A 24,871-nucleotide genomic window follows, 5' to 3' on the forward strand; every position below is an offset into this window, starting at 1 on the left:
AGCAGTGCGTTGATATGAGCGAAAAGGTTCATCTGTCTGTCGTTCTTTTTTCGTTAAAAAATGTTGTGTAATGTTCTACGAAATTGTTTGCGTCATTAGTGGTATCACACAATTCCGCTGCATGACAAGCAAAAAGTCATTCTTTTTTCACATTAACTCTCAATTGGGACGCGGTATATAACATAACCAACTAGATAAAACATTTGTTTACAGAGTGTTCAAAAAATTGAGGAACGTATGGGGCTGGCAATCATTCATAGTCGAGCAAGCGTCGGGGTGCAAGCGCCATCGGTTAGTGTAGAAGTTCATATCAGCAACGGCATGCCAGGGTTTACCTTAGTAGGCTTGCCAGAGACAACGGTAAAAGAGTCCAAAGATCGCGTACGCAGTGCGATCATTAATTCTAACTTTCAATTTCCTGCTAAGCGGATCACCGTGAACTTGGCTCCGGCAGATCTACCCAAGGAGGGAGGACGTTTTGATCTTCCTATTGCATTGGGAATTTTGGCCGCTTCGGATCAAATCGCGACAGATAAGCTCAAAAACTACGAATTTGTTGGTGAGTTGGCGCTATCTGGTGGTCTAAGACCTGTAAAAGGTGTGCTGCCTGCTGCGCTGGAAGCCAGTAAGATTCAACGTCATTTGGTCGTCCCACATGTGAATGGCGATCAGGCGGCGCTAGTGGGGAAGGAACAACATAAATCGGCCCAATCATTACTGGAAGTATGTGCCGAGCTTTGTGGTCAACATCGACTGAATCTTTTTCAAACGCCTAAGCGAAAAACGATCGAAAAACATGGTCGAGACTTACAAGATATTATTGGCCAACAACAAGGTAAGCGAGCACTGGAGATTGCTGCCGCTGGAAACCACAACTTACTTTTCCTTGGCCCGCCAGGTACTGGAAAAACGATGTTGGCTTCGCGTTTGTGTGACTTATTACCGGAAATGAGTGACGAAGAAGCAATGGAAACCGCTTCGGTGGCATCGTTGACTCAGAGTGAAATTAATGAGCATAACTGGAAGTCGCGTCCGTTTCGTTCTCCGCATCATTCAAGTTCAATGGCGGCATTAGTCGGCGGTGGTTCGGTACCCAGACCAGGGGAGATCTCTTTAGCCCACAACGGGTTATTGTTTCTCGATGAAATGCCCGAATTTGATCGTAAAGTTCTAGACTCGTTACGCGAACCGCTCGAATCTGGCGAGATCATTATCTCTCGAGCGCAAGGTAAAACACGCTTTCCGGCTCGCTTCCAATTAGTTGGAGCATTGAACCCAAGCCCGACAGGATATTACGAAGGCAATCAAGCACGCACCAATCCACAAGCTATTTTGCGCTACCTTGGTCGATTATCTGGACCACTGTTAGATCGCTTTGATATGTCTTTAGAAATCCCAGCTTTGCCCAAAGGGACATTAGCAGAAGGAGGTGATCGCGGTGAGCCGACTGCTATCGTAAAAGCGCGTGTGAGCCATGCGCGTAACAATATGCTAAACCGCAGTGGTAAGGTCAATGCACTGCTAGGTAGTCGAGAAATTGAGGCGTTTTGTCCCTTGCATAAGAGTGATGCTGAGTTTCTTGAAACCGCTTTGCACCGTTTAGGACTCTCGATTCGTGCGTATCATCGTATTATCAAAGTGGCGCGAACAATCGCCGATCTGGATGGGGCGGAGCAAATTGAACGAACGCACTTGGCCGAGGCACTTGGGTATCGAGCGATGGACCGTTTACTGAAACAGCTTACGGCGCAAGCGGTATAGACAGCAAAGTGTCATCGCAACAAGTGTTGTAAGCACCTTGTTGCGATGAAGGACGTTAGAAGGTGTAGTTGAGACCAAGCGACAATAGGTACTCTTTCTCCTCATAAAACGTGATATTCGAGTCAGTTTGGCTATAGCCGGCTAAAGAAATGAACGACCAGTCTTGCCAGTCAAATACGTTTTGATATTCGTAGGCCGCAAATAGGCTGATGGTGTCGTCATTTCGTGTTTTAGCAAAAGTTTGGCTAGCGGCTTGATAGTCTTTCCATGCATAACCCGCTGTGAGGGCCAATCGATGGCGGTTGATAAATTTAAACCAGCTAATGTCAAATCCGTACGAATCAAATGACTCCGCTTTACCGTCGGCATCTTGATTGATGTAGGTGAAAGCGGGTTGCAACATAGACGTTTGGTTGAGTGGAATGCGATAGTCGCCTTTGACATAGTAAAGGTTAGCATCGCGAGCAAGTGAGCGGTCTGTCACTTCCTCCTGCTCGATGTCTTTATCAGCATAAGCAAGATCAAGGTTGAAGTTCTTATCAATTAACCCTTTGATCTGAAAGCGATACGCATTGCCGTCAACATCCGTCTCTTTACGTGCGGTTCCTACTTGATAAGGGTTGCGCCAAGTTTCGCCTTTGAGTACCGTCGGCAGATAGGAAACATCGAGCACGGTGCCAGATTGTAGCTCGTGTTGATAGCCCAACTGAAAAGCGAGTGTACCTACCGCGACATCTGAGCGTGTGGTACCGGCGTAAACTTGGTGGTTGAGTCGGCTACCAAAGGTGTATGTCACACTCCCTAGCGGTGCAGCGATAACAGAACTGTCACTATCGGCACGCTTATCGAGAGAATCGATGGTGTTACTATTTTCTGTATTGAAATTGGATTCTGATGATATGAATCCGGCATTCAGCGAAATTTCACCGCCAAAACCTGCGGTTTCAGCGAGTTGAGCCTGAGCAGAACTGACGACAAAGGCCAAAGGCAAGATAAGTAGCCTTGGTTTCATTCGTTATCTCCTTGTTGTCGAATGAGTGGTGCACATATTGGTTACGGTAACAAATCTGACCATTCCCACGCATGTTCCAATGTGGCAAAGGCGCAGTATAATTACACGCTGTTTTATTCTTCACACATTATCACTGTTGTTTGACTATCATGTTGGCATATTTGTTATTTTTTTTTAACGCTTCTTTTGTGATTCTCAATTCTGCGGTTTGTTCACTCGCAATTTGTGTTATCGCTGTATTTAAAATATTGCTTCCTGGCGTAAAGCTAAAAGCGATAGCGACCGCTTGTGCCAATAAGGTGATGTGGTTATGGGCTACCGTTAATGCGTGCATTCTGGCGGTATCTAACCGTGTTGAGTGGGATGTTCAGGGCGGTGAAGCGCTTAAAAAAGACGGGTGGTATCTGCTGATCAGTAACCATCTCAGTTGGACAGATATTGTTGTGCTTTGCTGCGTGTTTAAAGACCGTATTCCCATGCCGAAGTTTTTCCTCAAGCAACAACTGCTGTATGTGCCTTTCATCGGGATGGCGTGTTGGGCGCTCGATATGCCATTTATGCGTCGCTATTCGCGAGAGTATCTGATCCGCAACCCTCATAAGCGAGGTCAAGATTTAGAGACGACACGTCGCTCGTGCGCTAAATTCAAACACACTCCAACCACAGTGGTTAACTATGTCGAAGGAACCCGATTTACCGAAGAAAAGCAGCGTAAGAGTAAAGCAAACTATCAATATTTGCTGCAACCAAAGTCGGGCGGGATTGCGTACACGTTAGCGGCGATGGGGGAACAGTTCGAGAGCATTATCGACGTGACGTTGGCGTACCCAGAAAATACGCATAAACCGTTCAAGGATTTATTGATGGGCCGCATGAGCAAGGTGGTTGTGCGTGTAAATGTGTTACCCGTTGATGAAAGAGTGCTTGGTGATTACTTCAACGATAAGCCCTATAAGCGACAATTTCAGCAATGGTTGGGGGATGTGTGGCAAGAAAAAGATCGGTTGCTACAAGAGATTTACAAATAAACAAAAGGGGAGCGACGTGCTCCCCTTTTGATTGATATCGATGTGCTTATTTTAGTGTCAGCAAGTAGTTCACCAGAGAGAAGTACTCATCCATCGTTTTGATGCTTTGTGCTTGAACTAGGTATTTGTTGTTAACGATAACCGCAGGAACGCCGGTTAGACCGCTGTTTTCAAATTGCTTGTCCATACGGCGAACCATTGAATCAACCGCGAAGCCTTTGAATGCAGAATCGAATTTTTTCGCGTCTACACCTTCATCAAGGAAGATTTGACGAAGTTCTTCATCATTACGTGGTGCTTTCTTTAGATTGTGGATGCGGTTAAACATCACTGGCACCATTTTGTCTTCCACTTTTAGTGCAACCATCGTTGCGTAGGCTTTGCTCATTGATGGGCCCATGTTGCCACCCATGAAAGAAACGTGGTTTTTTAATAGCTTAGTACCTTCTGGCAACTGCTTTTTCAGTTGCTGGATAACTGGTTCAAAGCTATTACAGTGCGGGCAGTAGAAAGAGAAAAACTCCGTCACAAGAGGTTTTTTTGATGCCTCAAGATCCAATACTTTGTAATGTTCACCTTCTTTGAATTGCGCTGCATGTGCCGACAGGCTTAACATCAGCATAGAAAACAGTGCGAACAGTTTTTTCATCGAAATATCTCCATTTTTGAATTTTTGGCCTGACTTACCATTGAGGCATTAAAGACAGCGGTGCTTCTTCTAAAGCGGCGATCTGCTCTTTAAATGCAAGGACCTGACCTTCCCAGTATTTTGGCTCATTAAACCATGGAAAAGCGAGAGGAAATGCAGGGTCATGCCAACGTTTTGCTAGCCATGCCATATAGTGCACCATTCGTAGACCGCGAAGTGGCTCGATTAGTTTCAATTCTGCAGGATTAAAGTCGCAAAACTCTTGGTAAGCCTCTAAAACAATATCCAACTGCATCAGTTTGTCTTGGCGTTCACCGTTCAGTAGCATCCATAAGTCTTGTACTGCAGGGCCGTTACGAGCGTCATCCAAATCAACAAACATAGGGCCATCTCGCCACAAAATATTGCCTGGGTGGCAATCGCCATGCAAACGAATCATATTGAAGCCTTCTTGCCAGTGGCTTTCAATTGATTTGATCAGCATATCCAAGTCATTGAAGAAGCTGTTCTCCAAGTGCATTGGAATCATATTGGCGTTTTGCAGAATCTCTCTTGGTTGATACAGGTATTCTTGTAAGCCGATCGTAGGGCGATGTTGGAAGGCTTGGCGGTTGCCAACTTTATGGATGCGGCCAAGGAAACGCCCTACACCTTCGAGCTGATCTAAATTGTCAACCTCGTATTGGCGACCACCCACGCTATCAAACAGCGCAAAAGCATAGCCTTGATAGTGATGCAGGGTTTCACCGTTGATGCGCACAGGTGGTGCGATGGGGATCTCATTGCCAATCAGCTCTAAAGTAAAGTCGTGCTCCTCTTGGATCTGTTCATTGCTCCAACGTTCAGGACGGTAAAACTTGACGACATAACGACGACGCTCTTCGTCAGTAAATTGATAAACACGGTTTTCGTAGCTATTGAGGGGAAGAAAGCCTGATTCTGCGCGAACGCCGATGCTTTCTAACGCGTACCACATAAAGTCTGGGGTAAGGGCGTCAAAGTTAAACATACTTTGGGACATATAAACAAAAAGGCTCATTACTGAGCCTTTTTCCGTTAGTCACTGAAGTAGCGCTATAGTTTTTTAATAAAACGGCTTTCTACTTCAATAGTGAATTCGTTGCTCTTATCGGTGAGTATAAACTGAATTGTCGTAATCGCAGAGTTTAGCTTGTCAGGATCGGCACCAAGACTCATTGGCAGGTTCAATACCTCACCTGGCTGGACCTGAATTGTCTGCTTACCATACCAGCTTACATCGGATAGCCCTTCAACATCCAACGAGTACTCTTGCACTTGCTGAGTTTTGTTGATCACCTTGAGGGTGTAGGTGTTTTCTACTTCTCCCGAGCCATTAACGCGGAACAGTTGGTTACGGTCGCGAATAACACTCATGCCGGCTGGGTCTACCGCTGCAATTTGGGCAAAGAAAAGACCGACCATGACGAGTAGTACGGCACCATAGCCTAACAGCTTCGGACGCATGACTTTGGTACTCTTACCCGATAAGCGATGCTCGGTGGTGTAACTAATTAAGCCTTTCTCGTAGCCCATGCGATCCATGGTGTTATCACACGCATCAATACAGGCGCCACAGTTGATACATTCATACTGCAAGCCGTCACGAATATCGATACCTGTTGGGCACACCTGCACACACAAATCACAATCAATACAATCACCCAAACCAAGTTGCTTTGGATCGGCTTTACGCGGACGTGGGCCACGTTTTTCCCCACGTTTTACATCGTAGCCAACGATGAAGGTGTCTTTATCAAACATGGCAGACTGGAAGCGCGCGTAAGGACACATGTGAATACACATGATGGAACGCATCCAACCAGCATTACCATAGGTACAAATGGCAAAGAACATTACCCAAAAGACGGGCCAGAAGTTGGCGTTAAAGGTGAAAAAGTCGATAACCAATTGCTTCATTGGCACGAAGTAGCCAACAAAAGTAAAACCAGTGGCGAGTGCAATGGCAAACCAAGCTATATGTTTGACGGTTTTACGCATCGCTAAATTCGCCGTCAGCTTATTGGAGTCTTGTTTACGGCGTTTATTGGCACTACCTTCGAGCTTCTCTTCAAACCAGATATACATGAAGGTCCAGACGGTTTGTGGGCAGAGATAGCCACACCAAACTCGACCTAAGAAGGTGGTAATAAAGAACAACCCAAACGCCGCGATCACAAACAGCAAGGCGAGTAGGGTAAGATCTTGTGGGTACAGTGTGGTACCGAAAAAGTTGAACTGCTGGTTGCCAATATCAAGCAAGATCGCTTGACGTTCACCGTAAGGGATCCACGGTATCAAAGCGAAGAGAAGCAGTAAGAACCAACCACCGTAACGACGCAGTTTCTGGTAAGTCCCTTTGCTTTCGCGTACATAGATGCGATTACTTGGGTTGAACCGATCCCCGTTTCCTTTATGGGTTTTGGGATTATAGGTTTTAGGAGTCACATCTTTGATATCGATCTTGTCCTGACTCATGCACTCATCCTTCTTAGGCTTTTATAATGTACGGCGTCATTTCTATTGATGTCGCTCGATGACATTGCTGCTCGTTCCGTCATAAAGATGACCGAACATAATTATTTTAGTAAATACTGATGAACGGCGATTATACAATCAATAACAATTCCGTTTCTTTAACGCAGTCAATGTTTAACAACAAAAATCAGTACAGTTAACCTGATAATTGGCTGAACAGTTATAACCAATTGTGGGACTAAAAACTTTGGTTATAAAAAAGCGACTCACAGAGAGAGTCGCTTAAAGAATACTGGCTGTTGAGCTGGTTATTTGATGATGCCACGAGCGCGTAGGATCGCCGTTTTAAAATCGTCCTCTTGGTCTTTTTTGAGTCCAGGGATCATTTCATCTTTGCTGCTATTACGCATTTTAAGGTGGTAGATCAGTACATCGTCGGTCAGATCTTCTAGCTTTCCTTCATAGCCTGCTTCTTTTGCCAGCTTAACGATGAACTGTAATAGGTTCAGCTCTTGCTCTTTATGCCATTCAGGCTCTAGTAGCTCAAGCAGCTCTTCAATGCGATGACACTTCATTTCTTTCTCCACAGAATTTATAGGTGTAATTAGCAGTAAAGGTACCAAATTGCTTTGCGAAGACCAAATAGGAAAAACTATCTCTTTCACTGTAGTTTGTTCTAAGTCTTTGAAGCTTTATGAGTCGCGTGCAAAGAAAAAAGCGCAGCTGGCGCCGCGCTTTTGATTAAGCTGCTTTGATAACTTTGGCCGGAACACTCGACATCATTGCTGTCTTCTCAACCAATGTCATTGCTGGCGCAACTTGCTTTGCCTTTGGTGCAGTAGTAAAGCCACTGCGGCGGCGCATTGCACTAGTATTAGTGTGTGCGAACCTGACTGTTGTTGGGCGCATTAATTTACCTAACTGTCAGGCATATCCATTGCCGATGTAATGGCCTGAATCATTATGAGCTAGGCTCCAACAAGATTGAAGAATCACTCTTCTGGCTCTCGCCAATCCAGTTAATGAGTCAGGAATACCGATATGCATGCATATCAAGTGTAAGATTAGCATCCTTGTAATAATTGGTCGATAGTTGAGCAATTGAATTGTTTAGATTTTGTCATTTTGTCGCGATGTTCGAGGCAATTTTTGTTTGATCCCACGATCAGCAGTAGTAGTATGAGATCTCGATGAAGGAGGTGCCTATGTCATTTTTGAAGAAGACACTTGCCAGTTTTGGGATTGGGAGCGCGAAGGTAGACTCAATCTTAAACCAAGACGTGCTATACCCAGGTCAAAGTGTGGATGTGTCGATCCATGTATATGGTGGTGCGACTGAACAAGCGATCGACAACATTGATTTAAAACTCTGTTGCCGCTACATCGCAGAAGCCCCTGATGACCGTGGTGCGCGAGAAGGACACAGCATGCGCCGAGTACCTCAAACTCATGTGCTTGCTAAGTGGAGTCTCCCTTACGCATTTACCATCCATTCCGGCGAAGAGCGTACCTTCGATGTTAAGCTCGATGTGCCTTGGAACACGCCTGTCACCATTGGTGATGCCAAAGTATGGTTAGAAACCGGCTTAGACGTTGCTGCTGCTTTGGATCCGACTGATAAAGACATCCTCACCGTTCGACCTGATCCACTGATGGATGCGGTACTATCTGCATTTGAAGCGCAAGGTTTACGAATTCGCCAGGTGGAATGCGAGGAAGTGAAAGGATTCGATCTACCATTTGTGCAAGAGTTTGAACTGGTGCCAACCGACGGACCTTACCACGGCGTGTGGCGCGAATTAGAATTTGTTGCCCACCGAAGTGAGCAAGAGCTCAAGTTGTGGTTTGAAGTTGACCGCACACGCAAGGGGCAAGGTGGCATGCTCGCGAGCTTACTGGGTAGTGGCAAACTCAAGCGAGAGCTGACCATCCCTGCCACGACTAAGCCAGATCAAGTTGGCGAACTTGTCCTCAATTATCTCGATCAAACTACTGCCGTTCATGAGTCTTAATTTAAGCTTACACGTGTAAGCCTAATGTGCCATACTAGAGCAAATTTCAAACTCTAGTATAGGCGCATTGATGTCCGAGCTGCAGAAACCTCAATACAGTCAACGTGAAGAACTGGCCAATACCATCACCCACGGTATAGGGATGATTTTTGGTATTGTTGGCTTGATACTGCTGTTAGTTAAAGCCATAGACCATCAAGCTGACACTTTAACGCTTACCAGTATGACGATTTATGGTGCGAGTATTATCGTGCTATTTTTGGCCTCGACGCTCTATCATGCGATCCCTCATCCCAAAGCGAAACGTTGGCTAAAAACCTTCGACCATTGTGCTATTTATCTTTTGATAGCAGGCAGCTATACCCCTTTCTTGTTAGTCAGCTTAAGAACACCTCTAGCATTTGGGTTGATGATCGTTATTTGGAGCATTGCGTTGATCGGCATCATCATGAAAGTTGCGTTCGTCTATCGATTTAAAAAGCTTTCTTTGATGACGTATTTGGTGATGGGATGGTTATCGTTGATTGTGATTTATCAATTAGCTATTAACTTGGATGTCGGCGGACTTACACTGCTTGCTGCTGGTGGAATTGTGTATTCACTAGGGGTAATTTTCTACGTCGCGAAGCGCATTCCCTTTAACCATGCGATTTGGCACGGCTTTGTTTTGGCTGGCTGCGTGTGCCATTTCTTTGCGATTTATTACTTTGTTGAGCCTATCTAACCGATAGGCTCAACAAAGAATATTAAACACGTATTAGCGAGTTTTTACCTCTAGCACTTTGGCAGAAAACTGATATTGCTGTGATTGCGGTACAGCCAATTTAATGCTCTTACCTTGTTCCGCTTGCTGTGGTCGCAGGTAGGTATCCGCCATGCGCTTGATGGATTGCCAAACTGTTACGTTTTCTTTTGCCAGTTGCTGACCAGACATATCAAACACTTGCACCTCAACTTCCACTTGAATGACAGATTGAGAGCTTTGGTTGGTGATTGATGTAGGTAAAACAAGCTCACCGCTTTGATAGCTTGCTGAACCAATCAATACATCCACACCTGAATCTGATAGCTGCATGGTTGGCTTTTTGGCGTTTACCACCACGGTCGTGCCAACGGTTTTCGTTACCACTGGAATTGTCGCAATCGCAGGAGCTGCGATTGTTTCAACTACGCTTGCTGTTGTTTGTGTCTCCGTCGCTTGCTGCGCCGGTTTTTTCATGACGTACTCCCAGGTAAAGTCATCGTTCAACTTCACTTCTCGACCATCGGCTAAAGTGATGACCTCGGCGGCGTATGTGGATGAGGCGGCAAGTAGGGTCGCCAGAGTAATCCATGTTTTCATTGTTATACCTTTTAATTAGAGTCTGCTTAGCGGCGCCAAAACGCAGGAAAGAACAGTACAAGAATAGTCAGAATTTCCAAGCGGCCCATTAACATCCCAAAGCTTAAGAGCCATTTGGCAGTATCGGGCAGAGGCGCGAAGTTGCCTGTCGGGCCAATCACACTGCCCATACCAGGGCCAACATTGGCAACGGCGGTGATTGAGCCAGAAATACTGGTCACAGGGTCGAGGCCAAGAGCACTTAAACAACCCGCGATAAAGATAATGGTGATAAAAAACATCAAGCCAAATGCCACCACTGAGCGAACAATATCATCATTCACCGGTCGCTGGTTATAACGCTGTACAAACACCCCTGAAGGGTGAATCAACTTCATCATTTGTTTGTTTAGCAGCGTCATCGCAATTTGGAAGCGGAAGATTTTGATCCCGCCAGACGTTGATCCTGAGCATGCTCCCGCCATCATTAAGAATGCGAAAAGAGTGGTGGGTAATGCGCCCCATGCGGTGAAGTCTTCTAAGCCAAAGCCAGTTGTGGTGACGACAGAGACAATATTAAACATCGACACTCGCAGGGCATCCAAAATGGTGTACCCATCTCGAATCACTAGCCAAGCTGAAATCACTAAGCTTGAGAATACGAACAGGTACGCAAATCCTCTAACTTGAGCGTCGTTAACCAACGCATCAATACGGCGTTTACGTAATGCGGCGATAAAGAGCAAAAACGGCAAACCACCTAAGAACATAAATGTAGTGGCCACCCAATGTGCGCCATTAGAGAAGTGGTTCATTGACCCATCAGATGTAGAGTATCCACCCGTCGATAGCGTAGTAAAGGCATGGTTGATTGCTTCGAACAGGTTCATGCCGGTGATCAAGTAGCCCAAAATACATAGGCCCGTTAGCATCAAATAAACCGCTACGATGTTTTTGGCGACCGTTTTCGCTCTTGGACTACTTTTATCCGACCAATCTGATGATTCGGTTTGGAATAGCTTCATACCACCGACATTCAGCATAGGTAGCACTGCTACCGCCATCACGATAAAACCAATGCCACCAAGCCACTGTAAAATAGAGCGCCACAACAATATGCTCGGCGCCATGTTGTCTAGGCCACTGAGCACCGTTGAGCCCGTCGTGGTGATACCCGACATCGTTTCGAAGTAGGCGTCGGTGAAGCTGATGTGGTTGATAAACACAAATGGCAAGGCGGCAAACGCACTCGCGATGGTCCAAACCAAACTGGTGATGAGGAACATATCGCGTACGCTGAGTTTGAACTTGGCGGTTCGACCTATCGTTAGGCAGATGAAGGCGGCAAGGTGCGTGATCACAACGGCTTGGGCGAAATCGAGGAATCCCCCCGTACCGGTAAAGAAAGCGACCAAAGTCGGCACGTACATAAACAGGGCCAGTTTGGATAAAACCAGCCCGATAACAAACAGTACGGGACGTAAGTTGACCATAGGAAAATCCTAGAGGAAGAATGGACTCGGCTGGAATAGCGCTTCGACGTCTGATACGTATTTTTTGTTGACCAGGAACATCACCACATGGTCATCCTGCTCGATGACCGTACGGTCGTGGGCAATAAGAACTTCTTCGCCACGAACGATAGCACCAATGGTGGTCCCAGGTGGAAGCTTTATATCTCCAATCGCACGTCCAACCACTTTAGATGTACTTTCATCACCGTGAGCGACGGCTTCAATCGCTTCCGCAGCGCCGCGGCGAAGTGAGGATACGTTTACGATATCAGCGCGACGAACGTGCGTTAGCAAGGCTGAAATAGTGGCTTGCTGAGGTGAGATTGCTACATCAATTACGCCGCCTTGTACCAGGTCTACATAAGCGCCACGTTGGATCAGCACCATCACTTTTTTAGCGCCCATGCGTTTTGCCAACATTGCAGACATGATGTTGGTTTCATCTTCGTTGGTCAGCGCGATGAAGACGTCGACTTGGTCGATGTTCTCTTCCGAGAGAAGCTCTTGGTCTGCCGCATCACCGCAGAACACGATGGTGTTTTCTAGTTGCTCAGAGAGCTTTTCTGCACGCTGGTAGTTACGCTCAATCAGCTTCACGCTGTAAGTTTGCTCTAGGCGTTTTGCCAAGCTTGCGCCAATGTTACCCCCGCCAACAATCATGATGCGGCGGTACGGTTTTTCTAGGCGCTGAAGCTCACTCATCACTGAGCGAATATGATTACTTGCTGCAACGAAGAACACTTCATCGTCGGCTTCAATAATCGTGGTGCCTTGTGGGCGAATCGGGCGACCCTGGCGGAAAATCGCCGCCACACGGGTATCGATGTGCGGCATGTGCTCACGCAAAGCAGACAGCGCGTTACCCACCAACGGGCCACCATAGTAGGCTTTCACCGCCACTAGGCTGACTTTCTGTTCAGCAAAGCTCACCACTTGCAGCGCGCCTGGGTATTGGATCAGACGTTCGATGTAGCTCGTGACGAGTTCTTCTGGTGCGATAAGGTGATCAACAGGAATAGCGCCAGATTTAAACAGGGCTTCTTTTTCTGCCAAGTATTCTGGAGAGCGAATACGTGCAACGCGGTTTGGGGTATTGAATAGAGTGAACGCGACCTGACAGGCAGCCATGTTGGTTTCATCAGTGTTGGTTACTGCGACGAGCATATCGGCGTCTTGCGCGCCAGCTTCATGCAGCACGTCTGGGTGGCTCGCATGGCCATTGACCACACGCAGGTCGTATTTGTCCTGCAATTCACGCAGTCGGTCGGCATTATTGTCGACGATGGTGATGTCGTTGTTTTCACCCACTAGGTTTTCTGCCAGTGTGCCGCCAACCTGACCTGCACCAAGAATAATGATCTTCATACTCTTTTCTCGTATCTGAAAAAGGCGATTGAAATCACTCCAATCGCCCTATTTAGCATGCTGTTACGCGTGTGTTTTAGTTAGCACTGCGTAGTAGAAACCATCCATATCTTCTTCGCCTGGTAGAATTTGACGACCAGGCTGGTCGGGATCAGAATCCAGCAGTTGCGCATCCGCGGTACGTGCTAAAAACGCTTTTACTTGCTCCACGTTTTCTTGCGGTGTGATTGAACAAGTCGCGTAAACCATTGTGCCGCCGGGTTTCAGTTGCGTCCACATGGCATCAAAAATTTCACTCTGTAGCTCTGCTAATGCGGCGATGTCGTCTGCACGACGTAGCCATTTGATGTCTGGGTGACGACGAATCACGCCAGTCGCAGAACATGGGGCATCCAGCAAAATGCGATCAAATTGCTCGCCTTGCCACCATTCTTGTGGATTACGCGCATCACCGCAAACCACTTTTGCCTGAAGGTTGAGACGCTTCAGGTTTTCATGCACACGTTTCAGGCGTGTGTCGTCGCAGTCAATCGCGACCACTTCACTGCCCGACGTGCGCTCTAGAATATGCGCCGTCTTGCCACCTGGTGCAGCACAGCAATCTAAAATCAGTTCGCCGTCTTGTGGTTTTAGGTAGTTGATCGAAAGCTGCGCCGCCGCATCTTGTACCGAAACCCAACCTTTCTCAAAACCAGGCAGCTTCATCACATCACATGGTGCGGCCAATTTTATGGCGTCCATTGCTTCTGTGTGTGGCGTGCTATCAATGTTTTCATTTTTGAGCAGCGCAAGGTATTCATTTCGAGTGTGGTGTTGGTGATTTACACGGAGCCACATTGGTGCTTTCTGGTTGTTTGCTTCAACAATGCTTTCCCATTGCTGTGGGTAGGCCTCTTGCAGCAGTTTTAGTAACCAGCTTGGGTGACCGTACTTGCCAGCGTTGTTGCTGACGGCCATTTGGTCGAGTTCTTCTTGGTTGCGCTGGTAGTTACGCAATACAGCGTTAATCAAACCACGCAGACGAGGACCTTTCAGCTCTTTAGTGCCTTCAACCGTTTCACCGACAGCTGCGTGCGCAGGAATGCGCATGAAGCTCAGTTGGTAAATACCAACCAGAATTAGGTGATGGAATACACGTTGTTTGCCTTTTAGCGGCTTATCCATCAATTGGTTTGCGATCATTTCTAGGCGAGGTAGGTAACGTAGCGCACCGTAACAGATCTCTTGTAACAGAGCGTGGTCACGAGGTCGTACCGTTTGTTGAGCCGCTGGAAGAGCGCTTGAAAGTGAGTGGCCCTTGTCGACGACAAGATACAGGACGTTAGCAGCCGCAGCGCGAACATTCATGATGAGTACCTTAAAGTAAAGGAGGGCATCTCTGCCCTCTAAAAGTTCGTATAATTGGGGATAATAACCCCTAGTATGGCTTAAACCAGCAGAGTGCCAACTTCAAACCAAGCCGCACGCGAATTCAGAATATCCTGAACTGACATGGCTTTTTTGCCAGGAACTTGCAGTTGCTCTAGCACCAGTACGCCGTTGCCTGTCGCAACATAAATACCGGTTTTATCTGCTTGTACGATGGTGCCGGCTGGCTTGTCACTGGTTTGCTCTGCCACACGGCTTTGCCATACTTTGATGCTGTTTTCTGCCGCCTCAAAGTGGCTCATTGGCCATGGGTTAAATGCACGAACGCAGCGCTCAATGTGCGCCGCATCGTCGTTCCAGTTGATGCGTGCTTCTTCTTTGCTGAGCTTTTTCGCATAGTTCGCTAGCTCATCGTCTTGCTTCACTGGCACTGCTTTACCCGCAGCAATGTCTGCTAGGCAGTCAATCAGGGCTTCTGGACCAAGCTCAGCCAATTTTTCGTACATTGAAGCGCTGGTATCTGTCGCTTCGATTGGCAGAGTTGCAATCTTCAGCATATCACCAGTGTCGAGACCGATGTCCATCTGCATGATGGTCACGCCAGTTTCTGCATCGCCCGCCCAAATAGAGCGTTGGATTGGAGCCGCACCACGCCAACGAGGTAGGATAGAACCATGTACGTTGATACAACCCAGTTTAGGGGTATCAAGAACCGCTTGTGGCAGTAGCATACCGTACGCCACGACAACCATGAGGTCGGCGTTCAGATCGGCAAGTTCTTGTTTCGCTTCGTCGGACTTAAAGCTTTCAGGTTGGTAAACCGGGATGTTGTGTTCCAGCGCCAGTTGTTTTACCGGTGGCGCAGCCAATTTCTTGCCACGACCCGCTGGACGATCTGGGTTTGTGTAAACCGCGATGACTTCATGCTCCGAAGACAACAACGCCGCCAAGTGACGGGCGGCGAAATCCGGAGTACCTGCAAAGACAATACGTAAAGACTGACTCAAGGTAGACTTCCTTCTAATTGGTATGGTTCGAGATTAAGCGTTTTGCTGCTTCTCGTTAAAGCGTTTGATTTTTGCTAGCTTGTCCTGAATGCGTTTGCGTTTCAGTGGTGATAGGTAATCCACAAATAGCTTACCTTGTAGGTGATCAAGCTCGTGTTGAATACAAATCGCTAGCAGGTCGTCGGCTTCAAAGGTGAACTCTTTGCCATCACGATCCAGTGCTTTAACGGTAACTTCTGCAGCGCGAGGCACAAGTGCGCGTGCACCTGGTACCGACAGACAGCCTTCTTCGATGCCATCTTCGCCACGCTTTTCCAGAATCTCAGGGTTGATTAGCACCATCGGCTCATCGCGAGTTTCTGAAATATCAATCACTACGATACGTTTGTGGATATCAACCTGCGTTGCAGCAAGGCCAATACCTTCTTCGTCGTACATGGTTTCAATCATGTCATCGACGATTTTTTGAATCTCAGGTGTCACCGCTTCAACAGGCTTTGCGACTGTGCGCAGGCGATCATCCGGGAATGTTAATACTTGTAATACAGACATATTCACTCGAAATATTGAACTGTGCCGAAACAGCACAAACCTTGTTGGCTCAATTCTAGACATTTTATAGCCTAAATGACAGCATCCTTGCACCAATTTCCATTCTGGTTCCTGCTTAATAGACCAAGGACGAGGGTCATGAATCGAATTTTCCGCAACGTTGCCAGTGTTACGTTGCCGTTACTTTTCTCTTTCAACGCTGTAGCAAATGTGGATGCGAACCCACTGACAGTTAAAGATGATGCGCCACAAACGTATGTAGTCGTGAAGGGCGATACGCTATGGGATATTTCGGCCATGTACTTGGATAGCCCGTGGTTGTGGCCTCGTTTATGGCAAGTAAACCCGGAAATCGACAACCCTCATTTAATTTATCCTGGAGACAAGCTGTCTTTGGTGTGGATTAACGGTCAGCCCGTGTTGAGCCTAAAACCGGTTAAGAAGCTGAGCCCGAAAGCTCGCATCACAGAAAAGAAAGCCGTACCAACGGTCGCGGAAGGTTTGGTGATGCCTTACCTCAAATCGGATCGGTTGCTAGATAAAGATTCGTTGAACAGAGCAGCAAAAGTGATGGGTAGCAGCAAAGGCAGTAAGTATCTGACTGCAGAAGATGTGCTGTATATCAATGGCAATCAGACCGCGACAGGTTGGGCTATTTACCGACCAGTAGCTACCTTTTCGCGTGACGATGTGTCCGAAGAGATTACCGCGCTGCGTTTGATTGCCAAAGGCGAGCTCGTTGAAGCTTCGAGTGATTATTCAGGTTTGAAGCTTACATCGCAAATGCAAGAAATCCTACGTAACGATATCGCGTTGCCAAATCAATCGGTTGAGAATACTGACTTCACGACTACGTTCTATCCGCTGCCGTCGCCACAAGGCAGTTCTGCAAAGTTGCTAGGTAATATCGAAGGTATTCGCTTTAGTTCAACTAACCAAGTCGTGGTGATTGATAAAGGCACGTCAGACAATCTCAAGCAAGGCAGTGTGTTTGATTTAAAAGAAGACGCGCACCCAGTTTACAAAGACGGCGATGAGTTCAAGAAAGAGTTTGGCGTGCTTGATAAGAAAATCACTTTGCCTCAAAGCAAAGTTGGTGAGTTGCTGGTCATTCGTCCTTATGAGTACTTTAGCTTGGCACTGATCACTAACAGTACGAAACCCATTAACCAAGATATTTCGGTGGTGTCACCGTTGGCGGACGAATTAACCATCGATGAATCGACGAAATAACGATGATCTCGCTGCCTGGTTAAAACTGAGTTGTTTACCAGGCATTGGCGGCGTCAAAATGAATAAGCTACTGGCAAGAGACACGCCATGTAACATCGTAAACTTCTCTCCTGAACAGCTACAACAACTTGGGTTAACAACTAAGCAAATTCAAGCTTGGGCTTCAACAGATAAAGAAGTCGATGCTTGTTTAAGCTGGCTTGAGGCTTCTACAAACCATCATATCCTGACACTGACTGACCCGCGTTATCCACCTCAACTCAAACAAATCGTTGCACCGCCACCTCTACTTTTTGTTCAAGGAAACCCTACTTGTCTTTCTCAGCCACAAATCGCGATGGTTGGAAGTCGAAATGCGAGTATTGATGGATTACAGCATGCACGTCAGTTTGCTGCAGAGTTTGTTCAGCACGATTTTATTGTCACCAGTGGTCTCGCTTTAGGCATTGATGGTCATGCGCATGATGGTGCGTTGCAAGCGGGTGGTAAGACGATTGCGGTGCTAGGATCTGGCTTAGAAAATATTTATCCGGCACGTCATCGTGGTTTAGCGCAACGTGTTATTGAACATGGGGCTTTGGTGTCTGAGTTTCGGCCTAATGCCAAGCCGCGCCCAGAAAACTTCCCGCGTCGTAATCGTATTATTAGTGGATTATCGCTTGGTGTGCTGGTCGTCGAGGCGGCGAAAAAGAGCGGCTCGTTAATTACAGCTCGTTACGCGCTTGAGCAAGGTCGAGAAGTATTTGCGCTGCCAGCGTCAATCAATGCCCCCAATGCCTGCGGTGGAAACCAGTTGATACGTCATGGCGCTTGCCTCGTAGAAAAGACGAAAGATGTCTTAGATGAAATACAGTCCTTGCTTGATTGGTCTATTAATCAGAGTACCGATTTATTTTCTACGTTAAATGATGAAGAAGAATTGCCATTTCCTCAGCTGTTAGCTAACGTAGGAAGTGAAGCTACACCGGTTGATATTCTTGCAAACAGGACCAATATACCTGTCCAAGAAGTCATGATGCAGCTCTTAGAGTTAGAACTCTCTGGGCATGTCGTTGCGGTTTCAGGTGGCTATATTCGAAAGGGGAGGGGCTAGCTATGATGATGGATATACTGATGTATCTATTCGAAACCTACATCCATAGCGATGCAGAGTTACAGGTCGAACAAGACGAGTTGGAAGAAGAATTGCTTCGCGCTGGCTTCCAACAAAAAGATATCTATAAAGCCCTTGTCTGGTTAGAAGAGCTCGCAGCGCTGCAGCAAAGTGATACATCTTCTGCGATTTCGGCTTGTATCGCGTCATCATCGACTCGTATCTACACTGCGAAAGAGATACCGCGTTTGGATTTGGAGTGCCGAGGTTTTTTATTGTTCCTTGAGCAAATCAATGTATTGACGACAGAAACTCGTGAAATGGTGATTGACCGAGTGATGGGGCTAGAAACGAGCGAGTTTGAGCTTGAAGACCTCAAATGGATCATTTTGATGGTGCTGTTTAATGTGCCTGGTAATGAAAACGCTTATACGCTAATGGAAGAGCTGTTGTACACCAAAGAACAAGGGATTCTTCACTAACCCAATCTAGGCAAGTTCGAGTTTAGCTAGCAAGAACGCGAGCTTGTCTTTTGGTGTGTTTTTCACGAAACGGTAAGTATGAGTAGTAAAATCGACAACACCCTTTTCTCTGCCCATGAACACGCTTTGGAACACGAGCCGTGTCCAAAATGTGGTGGTGAGCTGACCCTCAAACATGGCAAACACGGTCCCTTTCTTGGCTGTAGCCACTACCCAAGCTGTGATTACATCAAAGCCCTGCACAACAATGATGGACACATCGTGAAAGAGTTGGGTGTGCCTTGTCCTGAGTGTGGCAATGAGTTGGTACTCCGCCAAGGGCGCTACGGCATGTTTGTTGGTTGCAGTAACTATCCGGCGTGCCATCATATTGAGTCGATTAATCAACCAGAGCCAGAAAAACAGTCGCAAGAGCATCAAGCGTGTCCTGAATGCGGTAAAGGTCGTTTAGTTGAACGTAAGACGCGTTTTGGTAAAACCTTCTACGCATGTGACAACTACCCTAAATGCAAATTTGCTGTGAACCTTGCTCCGGTCAAGGGGCGATGCGAAGAGTGTGGTTTTACTCTGTTGGTGGAGAAGAAACTTGCCAGTGGTGTGAAATTGCAATGTGCCAACCGTAAGTGCCAGCACACCCAACAAGGGTAAATGAATTAAAGGAATTGAAAAGGGTCGCATCGTGCGACCCTTTTGCTATTTATTCTGCTGCTTTTCTAGGCTTGCCACTGCTTGGCAAATTCATGCACAGCAGGGAAAGTCTGTTCATCCAAAACATCTGCTAATGCACAAAGTTTGCGATTAAGTTCGCCAGTGTAGTCACCACAGACGTTGATGTGGCCCATCTTGCGACCCGCACGTTTTTCTTTGCCGTACCAATGAATGTGGCAACCATCCATCGCTAGCAATGCTTCTGGTAGTGTATCTTCACCAAGAATATTAATCATCGAGGTTTCACGAACCAACTTAGTGCTACCCAAAGGCATGCCACACACGGCGCGTAGGTGGTTCTCAAACTGACAGGTTTCTGCACCCTGTTGAGTCCAGTGACCAGAGTTGTGTACGCGTGGTGCGATTTCATTAACTAGCAAAGTACCGTCAACATCGAAGAACTCCAGCGCTAGCACACCAACGTAATTCAAGCTGTTGGCAACGGCCGTGAACATCTGTTTTGCTTGCTCTTGCAACTCTGGTGCATCAATCGCAGTAGAAAGGCTCAATACACCATTGGTGTGGACGTTCTCTGCGAGAGGGTACACTTCAACGCTCCCATCTTTACCGCGAGCACCAACCAGTGATACTTCGCGGTTAAAAGGAACAAACTCTTCAGCAACAATCGCTTGAGTTGGTGTTGCCGCGATGCACTCTGCCATCTCAGTCCAAATGTCTTCGACTTGAGAAGTTTCTTTTAAGCGCCACTGGCCTTTACCATCGTAACCACCCAATGCACTTTTCAGAACCATTGGCATACCAACGTGTTCAATTGCGCGGTCAAAGTCTTCACGAGTTTCAATGACGTAGTATTTCGCGTTGCGCACGCCAGCATCATCAAGCAGTGCCTTTTCAATACGGCGATCACCACCTGCTTTGATGGCTTGCGTACTTGGTAGGAACTTGCCGCTCGCTTCGCAAACTTTGAGCACGTCATGTGGAATATGCTCGAACTCGGCAGTAATCACATCAACTTGCGTAATCGCATTTTCCAAACCATGGCCAAGTACCTGTTGAGTTAAAGGGTGAACGACATCACCGTTGGTGACATCGTAAGCTGAAATTTGAATATTCAGTGGCGCACCAGCCAGAGACATCATACGAGCCAACTGACCCGCACCAAGAACCAGTACATGCATCTGATTAATCCTCTGCAGGGTTTGGATTTGCGAGAACTGTTTCCGTTTGCTCATTACGGAATGCTTCTACCTTCGCCATGATGTTTTCATCATGAGTGCCTAGGATTTGCGCTGCTAGGATACCGGCGTTTGCTGCGCCCGCTTCGCCAATCGCCAATGTACCAACCGCAATTCCCTTTGGCATCTGTACAATAGAAAGCAGTGAATCCATACCTTTCAGTGCACGAGACTGAACGGGAACCCCAAGCACTGGCAAACTAGTAAACGCCGCCGCCATACCTGGTAGGTGGGCTGCACCACCTGCGCCTGCGATGATAACTTTGATGCCGCGTTCTTTTGCGCCACTAGCGTAGTCAGCCAGTAATTGAGGAGTTCGGTGTGCTGACACGACTTTTGTTTCGTAAGGCACGCCAAATTGGTCTAGCATGTCCGCTGCTAGTTTCATGGTTGGCCAATCGGATTTAGAACCCATGATGATACCGACTTTCATCTCAAACTCCTTTAAGCTGCAAAAATTAGGTGAGCTATAAATTTGTGCGCATTATACGGGGATTTTTATCTCAAGCAAACGTTTGCGCCTTGTTGTTGGCGCTATTGATACATTTTATAAAAAAATTGCTTTAGTGTCTGAGAATGAATATTTGTACACTTAGTGAAAACAACACAGTCAAACAAATAGGAAGTAATCGGTGGATAACTTTGAACAAGTGCTCAACGCACTCAAGCAAGGCGAAGTGATTGCCTATCCAACAGAAGGGGTTTTTGGTGTCGGATGTGATCCAGATAACCCAGAAGCAATTCAAAAGCTATTAGAGCTCAAGCAGCGTCCGGTAGAAAAAGGGCTGATTCTCATCGCGGCAAGTTATGATCAGCTCTTGCCTTATATTGATGAATCTCAGTTGACTGGAGAACAATTACAGACTGTTCATGCCACTTGGCCAGGCCCATACACTTGGATCATGCCAGCGAGCGATAAAGTATCCAACTGGGTTTCAGGGCAGTTTGATTCAATTGCGGTTCGTGTGACTGATCATCCTTTGGTGCAAAAAATGTGTAATGCATTCGGAAAGCCGTTAACCTCTACCAGCGCGAATCTTTCCGGCTTACCACCGTGTATGACCACGGAAGAAGTCGAAGAGCAGTTGGGGGATAAGCTGGTCGCCATTCTTCGTGGCGAGACCAGCGGTCGTGATAAACCCAGCGAGATTCGTGACGCCAAAACTTCACAAATATTAAGACAGGGTTAACCCTGCTAGCCAGCCATCATTAGGTTTCACGTAATAGGTAATAACGTATGTCAGCGATCGATAAGCACGCCGTAAAGCAGTTCTTGATGTCACTTCAGGACTCCATTTGTCAGCAGTTAGAACAAGAAGATGGAAAGGCCGTCTTTGTCGAAGATGCATGGCAACGTGAAAAAGGAGAGCGTCTGGGTGGCGGTGGTCGCTCACGTGTTTTGCGTGATGGCCTTGTTTTCGAGCAGGGAGGCGTGAACTTCTCGCATGTGGAAGGGAAAGAAATGCCAGCATCTGCGACAGCGCATCGTCCAGAGCTAGCGGGTCGTCGTTTTGAAGCGATGGGTGTTTCTTTGGTTATTCACCCTAAAAACCCTTATGTACCGACTTCACACGCCAATGTCCGCTTCTTTATTGCAGAAAAAGATGGCGAAGACCCAATTTGGTGGTTTGGTGGTGGTTTTGACCTAACGCCGTTCTATCCATTTGAAGAAGATTGCCAATCATGGCACGACACTGCAAAACTGCTTTGTGCGCCATTTGGTGACGATGTTTACCAAGAGCATAAAGCATGGTGTGACAAATATTTCTTTCTACCACATCGTAATGAAACTCGCGGTGTTGGCGGTTTGTTCTTTGATGATCTAAACCAGTGGGAATTTGATAAGTGTTTTGCTTACATCAAAGCAGTCGGTGAAGGCTATTGCCAAGCTTACTTGCCGATCGTTTCTCGTCGTAAAGAGATCGAGTATGGTGAGCGTGAGCGTGAATTCCAACTATATCGTCGTGGCCGTTACGTAGAGTTCAACTTAGTGTATGACCGTGGTACCTTATTTGGTTTACAAAGCGGTGGGCGTACTGAGTCGATTCTGATGTCAATGCCGCCGCTCGCTCGCTGGGAGTACTGCTACGAGCCAGAAGCGGGATCGCCAGAAGCTGAACTTTACGAGCGATACCTAACGCCACGAGAGTGGTAAGCACGGAATCTCCTTTTCTATATAGATAGATAGTGATAGGGTCATCTGTAATCAGGTGGCCCTGTTTTCTCTATATCTAAGTAAGGAACAAAGGTAAGGAAATGACCCAGCAAATCGATCGCTATGCCGTGTTTGGTAATCCTATCGGACACAGTAAGTCGCCATTCATTCACACCTTGTTTGCTCGTCAAACTAATCAATCTTTGGTGTATACCGCAGAAAGTGCACCTGTTGATGGTTTTATTGACGCGGCGAAGGTGTTTTTTGCTGAAGGTGGCAAGGGGTGCAACATCACTATGCCATTTAAAGAAGATGCTTATCAATTTGCTAGTCGATTGACAGAACGGGCTCAGTTAGCAGGCGCGGTAAATACCCTCAAGAAGTTAGACGATGGTGAAATCATCGGTGACAACACTGATGGTGCAGGTTTAGTGCAAGATCTGCTTCAGCATCAGGTTGTATTGGAAGGCGCGCGAATCCTAATTATTGGCGCTGGTGGTGCAGCTCGTGGTGTTATTAAGCCACTACTCGATCAAAAGCCGACCTCTTTAACCATTACCAACCGTACCTTTAGTAAAGCACAGGAGCTTGCAGAGCTGTTTGTCTCTCACGGTCCTATCCGCGCCAAAGAGATGGCAAGTATTGATGAAGAGTATGATGTCATCATTAACTCCACATCCGCTTCTCTAAGTGGTGAACTGCCGACTATTTCATCCTCCATCTTTGCCGCTAACAGTACAAGCTATGACATGATTTATGGCAAAGGGGTGACGAGCTTTAACTTATGGGCAAAAGAGAATGGTGCCGCTCATGCGTATGACGGTCTTGGAATGTTAGTTGGGCAGGCTGCGGAAAGCTTTATGCTTTGGCGTGGCTTACGTCCTGGTGCTAAACAAGTTCTCAGAGAACTAAGAAAGAACCTTGAAGGTCAATAAGCGATGAATCAATCCATCTTATTCCCAGATATTCAATCATGGGATGAAGTATCACAATCGGTAAACTTTTCGGCGCAACAATCAGGCGCGCTAATAGAGTGCTTTGTGACGAAACAAAAGTTAGAAAAGCTCAGTGGTTCACTGATTGAAACTGAGCAAGCGGCAATTAAAGTGTTTACTGATTACCGATTCGACCTAGAAGAAATGGCTGAAGAGCTAATAGAAGATGAAGCCTTCAACGAAGAAGGCCATATCATCATCGGTTAACAGGGTTTTAGTTCAAGTCTTTTACTTCATTTAAGTAGTCGTTTTTGTTCTGCACATAGTTGTTGGCAGACTTTTGCAAGAAAGCTCGTTCTTTTTCTGATAGAGGGCGAGCTTGTTTTACTGGGCTTCCAACATATAAGTAGCCACTTTCTAATACTTTCCCAGGTGGCACTAAACTGCCTGCTCCGATCATCACCTCTGACTCAATTACAACAGCATCTAAAACAATAGCTCCCATACCAACCAAAACACGATCGTGGATCTCACAACCGTGCAGCATCACTTTGTGGCCAATCGTAACGTCATTACCAATAATCAATGGGTAGCCGTTTGGGTTTTCGGCGTTCTTATGGGTGACATGCAAAACACTGCCATCTTGAATATTCGTTCGATCACCAATGTGAATGTGGTTTACATCGCCTCGCGCTGCTACCAATGGCCAAATGCTAGAATCATCGCCAATTCGGATATCACCGACTAAAACAGAGGTTGGGTCAACGTAAACACGCTCACCAAGTTCAGGCTTTATACCTTTGTAGCTTCTCATTGAGCTCATCTTTTTTCCTTATTCAGGGCGATTACAGGGTGTATGGAGGTAGAATAGTAGTGAAAACTCGCCTTTTAGAATAAAAAACACCCAAACGATAAAAAAATCAAAAAAAACGAGAAAAAGGGCTTGCCAATGTGATCGCAATCTCTATAATGCCACCTCGCTGA

General features: G+C 46.7%; 27 protein-coding genes. 12 read left to right on the forward strand and 15 right to left on the reverse strand.

The window, feature by feature from the left end:
- Positions 1-237 precede the first annotated feature (237 nt).
- Positions 238-1,761, forward strand: coding sequence for a YifB family Mg chelatase-like AAA ATPase (locus R7Z50_RS21125; RefSeq protein WP_115386379.1), 1,524 nt, complete (start codon positions 238-240; stop codon positions 1,759-1,761).
- A 55-nt stretch (positions 1,762-1,816) separates the two neighbouring features.
- Here the strand turns inward: R7Z50_RS21125 and R7Z50_RS21130 are convergent, their stop codons facing one another.
- Positions 1,817-2,773, reverse strand: a complete 957-nt coding sequence (locus tag R7Z50_RS21130; protein WP_285400266.1) for a DUF2860 domain-containing protein — start codon at positions 2,771-2,773, stop codon at positions 1,817-1,819.
- A 149-nt stretch (positions 2,774-2,922) separates the two neighbouring features.
- Here R7Z50_RS21130 and R7Z50_RS21135 point away from each other — a divergent pair, with 149 nt between their 5' ends.
- Positions 2,923-3,801, forward strand: a complete 879-nt coding sequence (locus R7Z50_RS21135; protein ID WP_005379035.1) for an acyltransferase — start codon at positions 2,923-2,925, stop codon at positions 3,799-3,801.
- A 46-nt stretch (positions 3,802-3,847) separates the two neighbouring features.
- Here R7Z50_RS21135 and R7Z50_RS21140 read toward each other — a convergent pair whose 3' ends face one another.
- The 5 genes from R7Z50_RS21140 to R7Z50_RS21160 form a co-directional block, all read right to left on the reverse strand.
- Complete coding sequence (locus R7Z50_RS21140) at positions 3,848-4,450, reverse strand: thiol:disulfide interchange protein DsbA/DsbL (RefSeq protein WP_005379036.1); 603 nt, start codon at positions 4,448-4,450, stop codon at positions 3,848-3,850.
- A 34-nt stretch (positions 4,451-4,484) separates the two neighbouring features.
- A complete protein-coding gene (locus R7Z50_RS21145) occupies positions 4,485-5,471 on the reverse strand; it encodes a serine/threonine protein kinase (RefSeq protein ID WP_065275093.1) in 987 nt (328 codons plus the stop codon).
- Between the two features lie 53 nt (positions 5,472-5,524).
- Positions 5,525-6,946, reverse strand: coding sequence for a cytochrome c oxidase accessory protein CcoG (ccoG, locus tag R7Z50_RS21150; protein ID WP_318149247.1), 1,422 nt, complete (start codon positions 6,944-6,946; stop codon positions 5,525-5,527).
- A 308-nt stretch (positions 6,947-7,254) separates the two neighbouring features.
- Positions 7,255-7,521, reverse strand: coding sequence for a YihD family protein (locus R7Z50_RS21155; RefSeq protein WP_033906580.1), 267 nt, complete (start codon positions 7,519-7,521; stop codon positions 7,255-7,257).
- A 166-nt stretch (positions 7,522-7,687) separates the two neighbouring features.
- Positions 7,688-7,855 carry a hypothetical protein gene (locus R7Z50_RS21160; protein WP_005379043.1) on the reverse strand — a complete coding sequence of 56 codons (168 nt, stop codon included), beginning with the start codon at positions 7,853-7,855 and terminating at the stop codon, positions 7,688-7,690.
- A 296-nt stretch (positions 7,856-8,151) separates the two neighbouring features.
- Here R7Z50_RS21160 and R7Z50_RS21165 point away from each other — a divergent pair, with 296 nt between their 5' ends.
- Both R7Z50_RS21165 and trhA read left to right on the forward strand, forming a co-directional pair.
- Entirely contained in the window at positions 8,152-8,958 is an 807-nt protein-coding gene (locus R7Z50_RS21165) for a sporulation protein (protein ID WP_005379045.1), read from the forward strand.
- 70 nt (positions 8,959-9,028) lie between these two features.
- Positions 9,029-9,682 (forward strand): PAQR family membrane homeostasis protein TrhA, encoded by a 654-nt coding sequence (gene trhA, locus R7Z50_RS21170; protein ID WP_195723066.1) that lies wholly within the window; start codon positions 9,029-9,031, stop codon positions 9,680-9,682.
- Between the two features lie 33 nt (positions 9,683-9,715).
- On the opposite strand, the gene R7Z50_RS21175 is transcribed toward trhA, so the two are convergent.
- The 6 genes from R7Z50_RS21175 to def all read right to left on the reverse strand — a co-directional run bounded on the left by R7Z50_RS21175 (position 9,716) and on the right by def (position 16,085).
- Positions 9,716-10,300, reverse strand: a complete 585-nt coding sequence (locus R7Z50_RS21175) for a DUF3157 family protein (RefSeq protein WP_054575337.1) — start codon at positions 10,298-10,300, stop codon at positions 9,716-9,718.
- Positions 10,301-10,326: 26 nt separating this feature from the next.
- Positions 10,327-11,772 carry a TrkH family potassium uptake protein gene (locus tag R7Z50_RS21180; RefSeq protein WP_213987832.1) on the reverse strand — a complete coding sequence of 482 codons (1,446 nt, stop codon included), beginning with the start codon at positions 11,770-11,772 and terminating at the stop codon, positions 10,327-10,329.
- A gap of 9 nt (positions 11,773-11,781) precedes the next feature.
- Positions 11,782-13,158 (reverse strand): Trk system potassium transporter TrkA, encoded by a 1,377-nt coding sequence (gene trkA / locus R7Z50_RS21185; RefSeq protein WP_005379062.1) that lies wholly within the window; start codon positions 13,156-13,158, stop codon positions 11,782-11,784.
- Positions 13,159-13,221: 63 nt separating this feature from the next.
- Positions 13,222-14,505 carry a 16S rRNA (cytosine(967)-C(5))-methyltransferase RsmB gene (gene rsmB / locus R7Z50_RS21190; protein WP_206949716.1) on the reverse strand — a complete coding sequence of 428 codons (1,284 nt, stop codon included), beginning with the start codon at positions 14,503-14,505 and terminating at the stop codon, positions 13,222-13,224.
- Between the two features lie 80 nt (positions 14,506-14,585).
- Positions 14,586-15,533, reverse strand: coding sequence for a methionyl-tRNA formyltransferase (fmt, locus tag R7Z50_RS21195; protein ID WP_005461453.1), 948 nt, complete (start codon positions 15,531-15,533; stop codon positions 14,586-14,588).
- Between the two features lie 33 nt (positions 15,534-15,566).
- Complete coding sequence (gene def / locus R7Z50_RS21200; RefSeq protein WP_064368875.1) at positions 15,567-16,085, reverse strand: peptide deformylase; 519 nt, start codon at positions 16,083-16,085, stop codon at positions 15,567-15,569.
- A gap of 138 nt (positions 16,086-16,223) precedes the next feature.
- Here def and R7Z50_RS21205 point away from each other — a divergent pair, with 138 nt between their 5' ends.
- From R7Z50_RS21205 to R7Z50_RS21220, 4 genes are all read left to right on the forward strand, one after another.
- Positions 16,224-17,318 carry a LysM peptidoglycan-binding domain-containing protein gene (locus R7Z50_RS21205; protein ID WP_017821578.1) on the forward strand — a complete coding sequence of 365 codons (1,095 nt, stop codon included), beginning with the start codon at positions 16,224-16,226 and terminating at the stop codon, positions 17,316-17,318.
- On the forward strand, positions 17,302-18,411 hold the full coding sequence (dprA, locus tag R7Z50_RS21210; protein WP_054579448.1) for a DNA-processing protein DprA: 1,110 nt from the start codon (positions 17,302-17,304) through the stop codon (positions 18,409-18,411). Before R7Z50_RS21205 ends, dprA begins: the two co-directional genes overlap by 17 nt.
- Positions 18,412-18,413: 2 nt before the next feature.
- Positions 18,414-18,893, forward strand: coding sequence for a DUF494 family protein (locus R7Z50_RS21215; protein WP_318149248.1), 480 nt, complete (start codon positions 18,414-18,416; stop codon positions 18,891-18,893).
- 78 nt (positions 18,894-18,971) lie between these two features.
- Positions 18,972-19,541: a type I DNA topoisomerase gene (locus R7Z50_RS21220; protein WP_318149249.1), complete on the forward strand. Its 570-nt coding sequence runs from the start codon at positions 18,972-18,974 to the stop codon at positions 19,539-19,541.
- A gap of 65 nt (positions 19,542-19,606) precedes the next feature.
- On the opposite strand, the gene R7Z50_RS21225 is transcribed toward R7Z50_RS21220, so the two are convergent.
- On the reverse strand, positions 19,607-20,740 hold the full coding sequence (locus R7Z50_RS21225; RefSeq protein WP_193837684.1) for a 5-(carboxyamino)imidazole ribonucleotide synthase: 1,134 nt from the start codon (positions 20,738-20,740) through the stop codon (positions 19,607-19,609).
- A gap of 4 nt (positions 20,741-20,744) precedes the next feature.
- Positions 20,745-21,230 carry a 5-(carboxyamino)imidazole ribonucleotide mutase gene (gene purE, locus R7Z50_RS21230; RefSeq protein ID WP_005379082.1) on the reverse strand — a complete coding sequence of 162 codons (486 nt, stop codon included), beginning with the start codon at positions 21,228-21,230 and terminating at the stop codon, positions 20,745-20,747.
- A gap of 199 nt (positions 21,231-21,429) precedes the next feature.
- Here purE and R7Z50_RS21235 point away from each other — a divergent pair, with 199 nt between their 5' ends.
- From R7Z50_RS21235 to R7Z50_RS21250, 4 genes are all read left to right on the forward strand, one after another.
- Positions 21,430-21,987, forward strand: a complete 558-nt coding sequence (locus R7Z50_RS21235) for an L-threonylcarbamoyladenylate synthase (protein WP_065274970.1) — start codon at positions 21,430-21,432, stop codon at positions 21,985-21,987.
- Positions 21,988-22,034: 47 nt separating this feature from the next.
- Entirely contained in the window at positions 22,035-22,952 is a 918-nt protein-coding gene (gene hemF, locus R7Z50_RS21240; RefSeq protein ID WP_065274969.1) for an oxygen-dependent coproporphyrinogen oxidase, read from the forward strand.
- A gap of 101 nt (positions 22,953-23,053) precedes the next feature.
- Complete coding sequence (gene aroE / locus R7Z50_RS21245) at positions 23,054-23,887, forward strand: shikimate dehydrogenase (protein WP_065274968.1); 834 nt, start codon at positions 23,054-23,056, stop codon at positions 23,885-23,887.
- A 3-nt stretch (positions 23,888-23,890) separates the two neighbouring features.
- Positions 23,891-24,154, forward strand: a complete 264-nt coding sequence (locus tag R7Z50_RS21250) for a DUF1488 domain-containing protein (protein ID WP_005379090.1) — start codon at positions 23,891-23,893, stop codon at positions 24,152-24,154.
- 7 nt (positions 24,155-24,161) lie between these two features.
- Here R7Z50_RS21250 and R7Z50_RS21255 read toward each other — a convergent pair whose 3' ends face one another.
- Entirely contained in the window at positions 24,162-24,710 is a 549-nt protein-coding gene (locus tag R7Z50_RS21255; RefSeq protein ID WP_005379096.1) for a gamma carbonic anhydrase family protein, read from the reverse strand.
- Positions 24,711-24,871: the final 161 nt, after the last annotated feature.

It is taken from the genome of Vibrio sp. 1249-1 (genome assembly GCF_033340495.1).

Bases quoted from the DNA above. Each gene is read 5' to 3' on its own strand.
- R7Z50_RS21130 (WP_285400266.1), bottom strand. From the start codon at position 2,773: ATGAAACCAAGGCTACTTATCTTGCCTTTGGCCTTTGTCGTCAGTTCT.
- R7Z50_RS21165 (WP_005379045.1), top strand. From the start codon at position 8,152: ATGTCATTTTTGAAGAAGACACTTGCCAGTTTTGGGATTGGGAGCGCG.
- rsmB (WP_206949716.1), bottom strand. From the start codon at position 14,505: ATGAATGTTCGCGCTGCGGCTGCTAACGTCCTGTATCTTGTCGTCGAC.
- R7Z50_RS21220 (WP_318149249.1), top strand. From the start codon at position 18,972: ATGAGTAGTAAAATCGACAACACCCTTTTCTCTGCCCATGAACACGCT.
- R7Z50_RS21175 (WP_054575337.1), bottom strand. From the start codon at position 10,300: ATGAAAACATGGATTACTCTGGCGACCCTACTTGCCGCCTCATCCACA.
- R7Z50_RS21145 (WP_065275093.1), bottom strand. From the start codon at position 5,471: ATGTCCCAAAGTATGTTTAACTTTGACGCCCTTACCCCAGACTTTATG.
- R7Z50_RS21155 (WP_033906580.1), bottom strand. From the start codon at position 7,521: ATGAAGTGTCATCGCATTGAAGAGCTGCTTGAGCTACTAGAGCCTGAA.
- trkA (WP_005379062.1), bottom strand. From the start codon at position 13,158: ATGAAGATCATTATTCTTGGTGCAGGTCAGGTTGGCGGCACACTGGCA.
- R7Z50_RS21215 (WP_318149248.1), top strand. From the start codon at position 18,414: ATGATGATGGATATACTGATGTATCTATTCGAAACCTACATCCATAGC.
- aroE (WP_065274968.1), top strand. From the start codon at position 23,054: ATGACCCAGCAAATCGATCGCTATGCCGTGTTTGGTAATCCTATCGGA.
- R7Z50_RS21225 (WP_193837684.1), bottom strand. From the start codon at position 20,740: ATGCATGTACTGGTTCTTGGTGCGGGTCAGTTGGCTCGTATGATGTCT.
- R7Z50_RS21255 (WP_005379096.1), bottom strand. From the start codon at position 24,710: ATGAGCTCAATGAGAAGCTACAAAGGTATAAAGCCTGAACTTGGTGAG.
- trhA (WP_195723066.1), top strand. From the start codon at position 9,029: ATGTCCGAGCTGCAGAAACCTCAATACAGTCAACGTGAAGAACTGGCC.
- dprA (WP_054579448.1), top strand. From the start codon at position 17,302: ATGAATCGACGAAATAACGATGATCTCGCTGCCTGGTTAAAACTGAGT.
- R7Z50_RS21135 (WP_005379035.1), top strand. From the start codon at position 2,923: ATGTTGGCATATTTGTTATTTTTTTTTAACGCTTCTTTTGTGATTCTC.
- hemF (WP_065274969.1), top strand. From the start codon at position 22,035: ATGTCAGCGATCGATAAGCACGCCGTAAAGCAGTTCTTGATGTCACTT.
- R7Z50_RS21125 (WP_115386379.1), top strand. From the start codon at position 238: ATGGGGCTGGCAATCATTCATAGTCGAGCAAGCGTCGGGGTGCAAGCG.
- ccoG (WP_318149247.1), bottom strand. From the start codon at position 6,946: ATGAGTCAGGACAAGATCGATATCAAAGATGTGACTCCTAAAACCTAT.
- R7Z50_RS21180 (WP_213987832.1), bottom strand. From the start codon at position 11,772: ATGGTCAACTTACGTCCCGTACTGTTTGTTATCGGGCTGGTTTTATCC.
- R7Z50_RS21160 (WP_005379043.1), bottom strand. From the start codon at position 7,855: ATGCGCCCAACAACAGTCAGGTTCGCACACACTAATACTAGTGCAATG.
- R7Z50_RS21205 (WP_017821578.1), top strand. From the start codon at position 16,224: ATGAATCGAATTTTCCGCAACGTTGCCAGTGTTACGTTGCCGTTACTT.
- def (WP_064368875.1), bottom strand. From the start codon at position 16,085: ATGTCTGTATTACAAGTATTAACATTCCCGGATGATCGCCTGCGCACA.
- purE (WP_005379082.1), bottom strand. From the start codon at position 21,230: ATGAAAGTCGGTATCATCATGGGTTCTAAATCCGATTGGCCAACCATG.
- R7Z50_RS21250 (WP_005379090.1), top strand. From the start codon at position 23,891: ATGAATCAATCCATCTTATTCCCAGATATTCAATCATGGGATGAAGTA.
- R7Z50_RS21140 (WP_005379036.1), bottom strand. From the start codon at position 4,450: ATGAAAAAACTGTTCGCACTGTTTTCTATGCTGATGTTAAGCCTGTCG.